The 11,735-nt window shown below is 49.8% G+C and carries 7 protein-coding genes; 4 read left to right on the plus strand and 3 right to left on the minus strand.

Going from position 1 to position 11,735, the window contains the following annotated elements; all coding sequences use genetic code 11:
* The first annotated feature begins 242 nt into the window (after window positions 1-242).
* Window positions 243-2,864, plus strand: coding sequence for an alanine--tRNA ligase (gene alaS, locus QVO99_RS08695; protein ID WP_022317218.1), 2,622 nt, complete (start codon window positions 243-245; stop codon window positions 2,862-2,864).
* Between the two features lie 1,226 nt (window positions 2,865-4,090).
* On the opposite strand, the gene QVO99_RS08700 is transcribed toward alaS, so the two are convergent.
* A complete protein-coding gene (locus QVO99_RS08700; RefSeq protein WP_022317220.1) occupies window positions 4,091-4,264 on the minus strand; it encodes a hypothetical protein in 174 nt (57 codons plus the stop codon).
* A gap of 828 nt (window positions 4,265-5,092) precedes the next feature.
* Here QVO99_RS08700 and QVO99_RS08705 point away from each other — a divergent pair.
* Complete coding sequence (locus QVO99_RS08705; RefSeq protein ID WP_022317221.1) at window positions 5,093-6,220, plus strand: AAA family ATPase; 1,128 nt, start codon at window positions 5,093-5,095, stop codon at window positions 6,218-6,220.
* A gap of 36 nt (window positions 6,221-6,256) precedes the next feature.
* Here QVO99_RS08705 and QVO99_RS08710 read toward each other — a convergent pair whose 3' ends face one another.
* On the minus strand, window positions 6,257-7,018 hold the full coding sequence (locus QVO99_RS08710) for a hypothetical protein (protein WP_022317222.1): 762 nt from the start codon (window positions 7,016-7,018) through the stop codon (window positions 6,257-6,259).
* A gap of 178 nt (window positions 7,019-7,196) precedes the next feature.
* Window positions 7,197-8,507 (minus strand): hypothetical protein, encoded by a 1,311-nt coding sequence (locus tag QVO99_RS08715; protein ID WP_022317223.1) that lies wholly within the window; start codon window positions 8,505-8,507, stop codon window positions 7,197-7,199.
* A 389-nt stretch (window positions 8,508-8,896) separates the two neighbouring features.
* On the opposite strand from QVO99_RS08715, the gene QVO99_RS08720 reads away from it, so the two are divergent.
* Together QVO99_RS08720 and QVO99_RS08725 are read left to right on the plus strand one after the other, a co-directional pair.
* Window positions 8,897-9,955, plus strand: coding sequence for a lysylphosphatidylglycerol synthase transmembrane domain-containing protein (locus tag QVO99_RS08720; RefSeq protein WP_022317224.1), 1,059 nt, complete (start codon window positions 8,897-8,899; stop codon window positions 9,953-9,955).
* Between the two features lie 77 nt (window positions 9,956-10,032).
* Window positions 10,033-11,490 carry an aminoacyl-histidine dipeptidase gene (locus QVO99_RS08725; protein ID WP_022317225.1) on the plus strand — a complete coding sequence of 486 codons (1,458 nt, stop codon included), beginning with the start codon at window positions 10,033-10,035 and terminating at the stop codon, window positions 11,488-11,490.
* Window positions 11,491-11,735: the final 245 nt, after the last annotated feature.

An 11,735-nucleotide genomic window follows, 5' to 3' on the forward strand; every position in this document is an offset into this window, starting at 1 on the left:
TATATACTTTCTTCGGCAAAGATAATAATTTTCTTCTGTTTCGTCAACATCCGTGGCTTATAACACGCTAAAAAACACAAGGATAACAAATAATTTGGCTGTTTATCATATTTTTTTTAATTTTGCCGATTATATCAATAGGTAAGAGGCATGGGCAAGCACACCCGGCAATATCATTGCCCTTTTCCTGTGCCCTTAGCAACAGAGTCAAAAAGAAATATTATTAAAGAAACAAGAATACGATGATGACAGCAAATGAAATCCGCGACTCATTCAAGAAATTCTTCGAGTCGAAAGGACACGTTATTGTACCGTCAGCGCCAATGGTCATCAAAGACGACCCTACGCTGATGTTCACCAATGCAGGTATGAACCAGTGGAAAGACATTATCCTCGGCACCCGCGAGCCGGAGCCACGCCGTCGTGCCGACACACAGAAGTGTCTGCGCGTGAGCGGTAAGCACAACGACCTCGAGGAAGTGGGCCACGATACCTACCACCACACCATGTTTGAGATGCTCGGCAACTGGAGCTTCGGCGACTACTTCAAGGAGGGCGCCATCGACTACGCATGGGAATACCTCGTCGACGTGCTTCATCTCGATCCGAACGACCTCTACGTCACAGTATTCGAGGGCTCTCCCGAGGAGGGACTCGCTCGCGACGATGAGGCAGCCGGCTTCTGGCTCAAGCATGTGCCTGCCGACCATATCATCAATGGCAACAAGCACGACAACTTCTGGGAGATGGGCGACACAGGCCCTTGCGGTCCATGCTCTGAGATTCATCTCGACTCCCGCACTCCGGAGGAGAAGGCAAAGACACCGGGACGCGAACTCGTAAACAAGGACGACCCACAGGTGATTGAGATCTGGAACATCGTGTTCATGCAGTTCAACCGCAAGGCCGACGGTTCTCTCGAACCCCTGCCAATGCACGTCATCGATACCGGTATGGGCTTCGAGCGACTCGTGCGCGCCCTGCAGGGCAAGCATTCTAACTACGACACCGACATCTTCCAGCCTATCATAAAGGAAATCAGCACTCTCTCTGGTCTGAAATACGGCGAGACAGAGGAAGTTGACGTGGCTATGCGTGTTGTTGCCGACCACCTCCGTGCCGTGGCATTCTCCATTGCCGACGGTCAGCTGCCAAGCAACGCCAAGGCTGGATACGTCATCCGCCGAATCCTTCGCCGTGCCGTGCGTTATGCCTACACCTTCCTGGGTCAGAAGGAGTCGTTCCTCTTCCGTCTCGTGCCGGTATTGGTACAGGAGATGGGCGGAGCATTCCCGGAGCTTTCTGCCCAGCGCGAACTCATCACCAAGGTGATAAAAGAGGAGGAGGAGTCGTTCCTTCGCACACTCTCCAACGGTATCAACATGCTCAGCAGCGCCATCGAGGCTGTGAAGGCTGCCGGCAAGACAGAGCTCGACGGCACACAGGCGTTCCGCCTATTCGACACCTACGGATTCCCACTCGACCTCACCGAGCTTATCTGTCGTGAGAGCGGCGTCACCGTAGACGAGAAGCAGTTTGACGTAGAGATGCAGAAGCAGAAGGAGCGTGCCCGCAATGCGGCAGCTGTGGAAAACGGCGACTGGATTGAGGTTCGTCCGGGCGAGCAGCAGTTCGTGGGCTATGACTATACTGAATATGAATGTCACATCCTGCGCTACCGCAAGGTGACGCAGAAGAAGAACACATATTTCGAACTCGTTCTCGACAACACTCCTTTCTATGGCGAGATGGGAGGTCAGGTGGGCGACACCGGTGTCCTCGTAAACGAGGAGGAGACCATCACCATCACCGACACCAAACGTGAGAACAACCAGTCTGTACATATCGTGAAGGCTCTGCCAAAGAACGTAGAGGCAGAATTCATGGCTTGTGTGGATACCGACAAGCGTGAGGCGAGTGCAGCCAACCATACGGCTACCCACCTTCTCGACTATGCCCTCAAGCAGGTGCTCGGCGACCACGTGGAGCAGAAGGGATCATTCGTGTCGCCAGACACATTGCGTTTCGACTTCGCTCATTTCCAGAAGGTAACCGACGAGGAAATCCGTCAGGTTGAGCGTATCGTCAACGATATGATTCGTCAGGACATCCCGTTGCAGGATCATCGCAACGTGCCGATAGAGGAGGCTAAGCAGCTCGGAGCTATAGCATTGTTCGGTGAGAAATACGGCGACAGGGTCCGCGTGGTGCAGTTTGGTCCGAGTGTTGAGTTCTGTGGTGGTATCCACGCCCACAGCACCGGTCGCATCGGTATGCTGAAGATCGTTTCCGAGAGCAGCGTTGCCGCCGGCATCCGTCGTATCGAGGCTAAGACAGGCGCTGCCTGCGAGCAGATGATGTATGACATGGAGGACAGTATGAAGGCTATCAAGGCTCTCTTCCATAATGCCAAGGACTTGCAGACCGTAATAGGCAAATACATCGAGGAGCACGAGGCGATGAAGAAGAGCATAGAGAAGTTCCAGGCTGAGGCAGTGGAGCGTGCCAAGGAGCGTCTTTTGCAGCAGGCTCGTGAGGTTGGCGGCGTGAAGGTCGTTACCTGTGTGTTGCCGATGACTCCAGAGGCAGCCAAAGACCTCGCTTTCAAGCTCCGTGCCGCACAGCCGGAGAATATGCTCTGTGTTATCGGTAGCAAGCATGACAACAAGCCGTTGCTCACCGTTATGGCTACCGACGACCTCGTAAGCGACCGCGGTTTCAATGCCGGTAAGGTTATCCGCGAGGCTGCCAAACTGATTCAGGGTGGCGGTGGCGGTCAGCCTCACTTCGCCACTGCCGGAGGAAAGAACGTCGACGGTCTTTCTGCCGCTGTAGACAAGGTAGTAGAGCTGGCTCAGTTATAAACCTCAAACGGTCTAATGACCGATTTGGGTTAAATCAAAGATAAAGACAATTTTTGAATAAAATCGTCAACCATCTGGTCGTAAGTGCGGAAGTGTCTGAATTACAGATACTTCCGCATTTTAGTATGCGCAAAAACCATCTGGTTATTGTCTGGATGGTTTAAAGAATAACCCATCCTAACCTTCCCCAAGGGAAGGAACAAGTTACTCTGCCAATTAACCTCAGCCCCCACCTAGCCTCCCCCGAAGTGGAGGGACGGATACCATTGGCTACATGATTTTCGTCAGTAGTCGTCTGATTTATCGTTAGTAGTCATCTGATTATCAACGGTTTGTCAGCAGCAATAGTGACTGTCCCTCCCCTTCGGGGGAGGCTAGGTGGGGGCTTAAGTTATTAGGTGGTGTTGGGTTTTAGGTTATGTGGTGCTGGTGTCAATATCCGGAGTAATATGTTCCTTCCCTTTGGGAAGGTTAGGATGGGTTTGAGTTTAGGATGGGTTATCCTTTGGGAAGGTTAGGATGGGTTTGAGTTTAGGATGGGTTATCCTTTTGGTAGGTCAGGATGAGTATTAAAGTGTTTTTGGGCATCTTTTGAGCATCACCCGTGCCCACATGGGGCAACGTGCTTGCCCCTGTTGGGTAACGTGCTTGCCCCACATGGGCACGCTGCTTGCCCATTTCGTGACGTTTTTGTTGTCTTTGCCGATGATTGTGATTTGGCTTATCAAAGGATTAGCCCGTGATTTAGGATTCAATGGATTAGCCCGTAGGCTTCAATGAGGATGCTGTGTGGCCGTCACTTTTATGCTTTTGTTTCCATGTTCTATGATACTTCTGTGATACTTCGATGATACTTTTCTGTAAAACATTCAGAAAAGTATCATTTGGTCAAATCGTTAGTATATAAGGTCTTAGGGGTGTAATTGGAGGACAGAATGATACTATGATACTTTATTTTGAGAAAACAATATTACTCGTTGATGTAATGAGGGAGTGTGATGATTATTTGTCGTTGTAGTGTTCTTCTGCTTGGATTATCAGTACTGATACGCGGTCGTCGTAGATGTCGTATATAATGCGGTCATTTTTTCCACTTACGTAGTGTCTTGTCAGCCTCTTTGGAATACTCAATAGTGTAGATCATAGGTTGTCGAAATATCGTTGCATTTCTTCTGGTGTACTACATGAAATGGTCTCGCCATTGGCATACTCGCGACGCGCCTTGTTTATAGAGCGGTGCATGGGGGTGTGATGGTCTCGTCATCTTTGAGGTTGGCCATTCGTACGGAGGCTACACCTCGTAATAGTTTCAAAGCCTTCTTGATGTCGGCTATGAGCGCATTGTCTTCCAGTGTGACAATCATCTGTACTGGTTTGGAGTTTAATGTTGCTGATGCCATATCGTTATCATTTAGTTGTTCTTTGTTAGCAAAGTTACGAAAATATTTTGAATGTAACCATAAGCTTCTTGTCCTTTTATATTTTATTGCGTTTTTATATTATCCGTTTTAGCCCCTGTGTCCATCAGTCTGCGGCGATGGACACTATATTCTCACCGATATTATCATTCCGTGTTGCCGTTGTGTCCCCAGCCTTCGGCGTGGACACAAATCAAAAAAATGAAACACTGATATCACCGAGGAACACGGATTTGGCTTTTTCACGGATCCATTTTTTTTGAAATATTTCGTCAGTGATATTTGGATTATGGTTTTGGATTTAGCAGGATTTTGAGCACTATGGTGCTCGCTTTTTCCAATCACTTCAGCCCTCTCTCGTTCTCCCCCGTTGGGGAGATGCTGGTTACTCCGTCTTGTTGTTAAGTTACTGTAATAGGCAAATTATGATTGCAAAATCAGGGAACATGCGATGCCCTCGTAAAACGCACTGTTTATGCAGTATTGCGTACAAATTCAAGAATTTGGAAGCCATAATCTTGACAAAATTGTGATTATTCGGAGAGTATGCATATCTTTGCGATGTGACAAGAGACGGTGGTCTTTTGGTTAACCCCAAAACGTTCATCAGGCCGTTAAAAACCACTCTTCTAAATAATCAAAATCCAAGCAAGCCCTAATGACCGTTTTGGGTTAAACGGCCTAATGACCGTTTGGGGGTTAATCTCGAAGAAAAATCGTTTGGCTTTTACTTGCAACAGTCTGACGAAAGATGTATCTTTGCATTACATAAAATATGTAACATAAAACATGTAATGACTGTAAAGCGCTATGGAACGACTGAATAACCCCTTCGTGATATATGGATATAAGGGAGCGGAATACTTCTGCGACCGCAAGAAAGAAGCGAAGACCATCGTGGAAGCTCTGGAAAATGAGCGCAACGTAGTGTTGATGTCGCCACGGCGTATCGGCAAGACGGGACTTATACATCATGTGTTTGAGAACATACAGGATGCGGATTCCGCTGTGAAATGTTTTTATATGGACATCAATGCCACACGGAGCATGGAGCAGTTCGTGCAGCTCTTGGGAAAGACGGTGATTGGAAAGGTAGACACGTTCTCACAGTCGGCAATGCGAAAGATAAACGCATTTTTCGCCAGCTACAAGCCGACAATGTCGTTTGATGAGCTGACGGGTATTCCTACGTTTTCCATTACCGTGCAGCCCAACCAGAGGGAAGAGTCGCTGAAACAGATTTTTGATTATCTGCGACTATCGGAAAAGCGTATCTATATCGCCATAGACGAGTTTCAGCAGATAGCAGAATATCCGGAGGGTAGGGCAGAGGCGCTATTGAGATCATACATACAGTTTCTGCCGAATGTGTATTTCATCTTTGCCGGCAGCAAGCAGCATGTGATGACGGATATGTTCCTGTCAGCCAAGCGCCCGTTTTATCAGAGTTCGCAGATGGTGTTGCTGCCGCTTATCGACAGGCTGGAATATCAGGCTTTTGCAAATCGGTGGATGGCGAAGAAGGGGTTGTCTGTCGATGATGAGGTGTTCGGGTATCTGTATGATTGTGTTGACGGGCAGACATGGTATGTGCAGGACATATTGAACCGTCTGTATCAGAACGGCAGACCGATAACGAGAGAAGAGGTGAAGGTGGTAATAGACGAACTGGTGGATGAGCAGGAAGTGGCTTTCATAAACTATTATGAGTCGCTCACCGACAACCAGTCTGCTCTCCTGACAGCCATAGCCTGTGAGGGGAAGGTGGCATCGGTGATGTCGCAGGAGTTCTTGGCAAAATACCGTCTTCCGGCGGCAAGCAGTGTGAGTCTTGCTCTCAAGACATTGGTCAGCCGTGAGTTTGTATATCGCTACGGGGAGGCATACATTGTTTATGACCGCTTCTTCGGCATGTGGCTGCGGAAGAAACTGGCTTAATGGTGCTCCTGTCGGTGTGCTTGCGGCAGTCTGCCGTTACTTCTTGCGGTAGTATGCCCTTATGCCGTCTTTGAATTTCAGCTGCAGACTGTCTTTCATCATGAGTACAATCTCCACGGTGTCTTTCTGAGGTTTCAGTTTGCGACGCTTCTTGTTGCCGGTGTCTATCGTTCCCTCGGTGAACACCAGTCTGCCGTTGAGCACATGCCACTCCTTGTAGTATTCCGCCTGTGGATATTCCACGGGGCTCTCGCCCGTCAGACTCGTCTGCTTGAAACGCAGTCCCACGGGATCCATCGTGAACTGCTTCTTGATTTTGAATCCCTGTTCTATCGGTACCATCAGCTTCTGTATCATGGAGTCGCGTTCCGGACCGGCTTTTGGCTGCGGCATACCGGCGATGTGGGGCATCTTGCGCAGTTTCGGCATTACCTGATACACCCATGTGCCCTTCAGCTCATCGAGGTCTATCACGATGTCCGCCTTCCTCTTGTCCTCCTTGTTTATTACGATGGCGAGCTGGTCGCCGATCTTCGGTCTGCCGAACACCTGTCGGGACTGCATGGCGTCGATGATGCTGAACGTTATGGGGTCGCTGTCGTCGGTAGGCAGCACTACCCTTACGGAGTCGGTGCATCCCTCGCAGGCAAGTCCGTAGAATGTGGAGTCGCCGGGTATGCGCTCGTCTTTCACCACAGCAGGTTTGTCGTCGCTTTTCTTGTCGGATGAGCATGCTGCCGTGATGGTGAATATCGCTGCTGCTATTATGAATAGGGGTAGGAATCTCGATGTTCTCATTGTCTTGTATTTTCGTTTGTTTTCTTCTTCAAGGCAAAGATAGCGTAATTTGTGTGAAATCACAAGACAATCAATTAAAAAAAAGAGCGGACCCCGTCTGTGAGTCCGCCCCTCGTATTGTTTTTCGGCTGCTGCCATATCCGGGAAAATCAGTCATTCCGCGATATGGCGGCTGTCGTTATCTGTTGAAAGATTTGATAGCCTTTCCGTTTCTCATGAGCATCATATTGAAGCCACGCACTTTGGCGTCCTTCTGAACCTGCTTTCCGTCGGCAGTGAAACGAGCCACAACCTTGTTTGCAGCGTCGGCAGATGGTGCAGACTCCACGGCGTCGGTGTCGTCATACTGAGTGTCGAGAACCCAAGACACATATCCGCCGCCGAGCTCATCAGAAGTCTCGCCCTCTTTGTATGCGAATCCGGCGATGTAGCGACCGTCGGCAGAGATGGCAGCAGGAACGTTGAATGCACCGTTGTCGTAGTCGGCAAGGAGAGTAGCCTTAGGGAATTCAGAGGCGAGCGCCTTGATGCTTTCGTCGCCCTTCTTCCAGATGAATCCCAGACGCGGTCCGTAGAGTCCGCCATAGAATCCGATGATTGTGCCTTCGTCAGAAACGGCGGAGCCAAACACCTGGCTTCCTGAATTTACGAACATCTCGTCTTCGGCATTAGGAGTGAATAATTCCAGAGAGTCGTTCTCCGTGTTGTAGCGTGCCACGCTCTGGATGGATTCCCACCCACCGGTATACTGCTCGTAGTTTATCACCAGGTATTTTCCGTTGGCACTCATCACAGTCTGGTCGCAGCTGAATATTGTGAATGGCAATTTAGATTCCGTTGTAGCCGCAAAATACGGACGGGAGAAAGGATAAGGCATAAATGTCTTTCCGTCGCGGTTTGGAGCCCACAGCAGGGCAGGACGCGTAGCCATATCATCAACCCAATATCCGGATATTATGGAGTCGTTGGAAACCGACAGGGCAGTAGCACCGGAACTGGTAGCGCCGAGGAACTTGTCAGAAGGCTGCGGCAGGTCTACCGGAGTGCCCTCGTTGAAGATACAAGGTGTTCCCTCGAAGTCATCACCGTCGTAGTGAGCACCAACAATCAGTTTTCCGTTCGGACTGATACCCATGAAATTATACTGTCCGTTCTCGCCGAACTGAGTGCACTGCTCTGTGGCGAAATCGAATGTTGCTGCAGGACCGTTCCATCCCACAGCCACGCCATTGTCGGCCATAGACTTGATCTGTACGTCTGCTTCTGCGTCAGCGGCAGGGAAAGCCACAAACTTCTTGCTTTCCATATCGTATATCCATGCCTCGTTGACGCCAAATCCCACACCGCCAAAGAATTTGCCGTTTGGAGACAATGTTGTGCCCAGGAGCTCTACACCTTCTGGATCAGGAATTTCAGTTATCCCATTCTGTGCCATCATCGCACTGCTTGTTGCCATCATCGCAACCATTGTTAGTAAAGTCTTTCTCATATCTTTTCGTTTTTATTGTTATTAGTTTCGTATATTGTGTGCGTTTTCGTATTGCAAAAGTAATGATTATTTTGGATATACTGCAAGAAAAATGCTAAAATTTTACATATATTATCCTTTTTGTCGATAAATAGTAATTTTTTTAGGTTTGTTGGTGATATTCTATTAATAAAGTAAGGCGTATGAGATACAGCTGCTGTAACGCAGATTCCCTGTGTTGATTATCACGTTTGACCGGTTTCTTAAGAACAAGATGAGCGAAACTTCGTAATTTACCCGCAAACGGTAATAGACGGTGTTATGACAGGTTTGGACTTAAAATAAATAAATTATTTTGTATTGCTCACGATTTAGTTTATCTTTGCAATGTCAAAGGAAAGAGAATATAAGTGAAAAGAACAAAGATAAGCAATGTAGCTCTGAAATTCGTGCTGCCCGTGTTGCTCGGAGGAGTGATACTTTATTGGATGTATCGCGACTTCGACTTCAAACGCATAGAGAAAGTGATGCTACACGACATGGACTGGACATGGATGCTGCTGTCGCTGCCGTTCGGTATCACGGCACAGCTCTTCAGAGGCATAAGATGGAAGCAGACCCTGGAGCCGGTGGGCGAGAAGCCACGCCTCTCCACATGCGTCAACGCCATCTTCCTGTCATACGCCGCAAGTCTCGTGATACCCCGGGTGGGCGAGTTTACACGCTGCGGAGTGTTGAAGAAATGCGACGGAGTGTCGTTTCCGAAAGCTTTGGGGACGGTGGTCACGGAGCGAGCCATCGACACGCTGCTCGTGATGATAGTGACGGGAGTGACGCTGCTGGCGCAGATGAGTATCTTCGAGAGCTTCTTTCTGAGCACCGGAACGAGCATCGACGGCATACTGGCAAAATTCTCTGCCACAGGATATGTGGTGACGGCGATTTGCGCCGTGGCAGTGTTGGTGTTGCTCCATTTCCTGCTCAAACGCCTGTCGATATATAATAAGGTGAAGGCAACGCTCAGTGGCATCTGGCAGGGAATGCTCTCGCTGAAGAGCGTGAAGAACATACCGTTGTTCATCGTGCTCACGCTCGGAATATGGGTGAGCTACTTCCTGCACTACTATCTCACGTTCTTCTGCTTCGGCTTCACCTCGGTCATGGGAGTGACGTGTGCCCTCGCCACCTTCGTGGTGGGAAGCATAGCGGTGATAGTGCCCACGCCAAACGGAGCCGGACCATGGCATTTCGCCGTGAAGACGATGCTGCTGCTGTATGGTTCGGCAGCCCTCGGTCCCAATGCCATCACGGCAGACGAGGCACTCTCGTTTGTGCTCATCGTGCACACCATACAGACGATGCTCGTGGTGCTGCTCGGAGTGTGGGCTATGATAATGCTGAAAGCCCGTCCGCAAGCCATCTCGGAAATAGTGGAAAGGGAGGGAACGGACAGTATGGCGCAGAGATAACGAAACCGACTTTTTTTTACAACCACGCTTCTCCGCACGAAGAATGCGATGCCGGAGGAGCCTAAACTTTAAATACTATGAGTGAAATCAGAAACCTGAAGCCAGAGTGCATCTGGAGAAACTTCGATGAGCTGACAAAAGTGCCACGCCCATCAGGACATTTGGAGAAAGTGCAAAAGTTCTTGCTTGAGTTTGCAAAACGTGTTGGTGTGGAGGCATTCCAGGATGCAGCCGGAAACATCGTGATGCGCAAACCGGCATCCGCTGGTATGGAAAACCGCAAGACAGCCATTCTGCAGGCCCACATGGACATGGTGCCACAGAAGGATCTCAAGAGCACTCACAACTTCGAGACCGATCCTATCGAGACATGGATCGACGGTGAGTGGGTAAGAGCAAAGGGCACTACGCTCGGCGCCGACAACGGTATGGGAGTGGCTGCCATCATGGCAATCATGGAGGACAACACGCTGAAGCACGGTCCGCTGGAGGCTCTCATCACCGCTGATGAAGAGACAGGCATGTTTGGTGTTACCGGCCTGCCAGAGGGCGAACTCGAGGGAACAATCCTCCTGAACCTCGACACAGAGGACGAGGGCGAGCTCATCATCGGTAGTGCCGGTGGTGTGGACATCACAGCAACTCTCGACTACAAAGAGGTGGAGACCGACAAGACCGACATCGCCGTTGCAGTGACCGTGAAGGGCTTGAAGGGTGGACACTCTGGTCTGGAAATCGGTCTGGGCAGAGGAAACGCCAACAAGATGCTCGTGCGCATCGTTCGCGAGGCAATCACCGACGACGAGGCCCGTCTGGCTACATGGCACGGAGGAAACATGCGTAACGCCATTCCTTTTGAGGCTACGGCAGTGCTCACAATGCCTAAGGAGAACAAGGAAGACTTCATGGCTCTCTGCGCTGACTTCAAGGAGGATTTCATCGCTGAATATAAGGGTATAGAGGACGGTATCGACGTAGTGGTAGAGGATGTGGAGCTGCCTGCAACACAGATGCCACAGGAGATACAGGACAACATCGTTGACGCTATCTATGCCGTTCACAACGGCGTATGGCGCTACATCCCGTCTATCCCTGGAATCGTGGAGACATCATCAAACTTCGCTATCATCAACATCGAGGGTGGCAGCGTGGCATTCAAGTTCCTGGCACGCAGCTCAAGCGATAGCGTGAAGGCAGAGATCGGCGCTTCTATCGAGAGCTGCTTGAATATGGCAGGCATGAAGGTGGTGTTCAGCGGCGAGTATGGCGGCTGGGATCCAAACCCAGACAGCGAGCTGATCAAGGAGATGTGTGGCATCTACCGCAAACTCTTCAACAAGGAGCCTACAGTACAGGTGGTACATGCAGGTCTGGAGTGCAGCATGATCCTGAACAAATATCCAGGTCTTGATATCTGCTCATTCGGTCCGACACTCCGTTCACCACATACTCAGAACGAGCGTTGCCTGATTCCTACAGTTCCTATGTTCTGGGATCTGCTCGTGAAGACTCTCGAGGAAATTCCTGAGAAGTAATACTGAATCCATCATCCCCCAACTGGCATGTCGGGACACTCCATGATGCCAGTGGGGGATAACCCAATCATCGTGATTTGGGATAATCCGAAATCGGTTATCAGACCATTCGGGAACAAACAATAAGCCGTGTTGACAACTACACTCTCTGTAGCATTGTCAACACGGCTTTTGGTTTTATTCCTTGTTTTATTCTTAGCTCGTCATTTGCCTATAGGTTCCTTCCCTTTGGGAAGGTCAGGATG

The organism is Prevotella sp. CAG:592 (assembly GCF_000436015.1).
Lineage (GTDB): Bacteria > Bacteroidota > Bacteroidia > Bacteroidales > Bacteroidaceae > Prevotella > Prevotella pectinovora.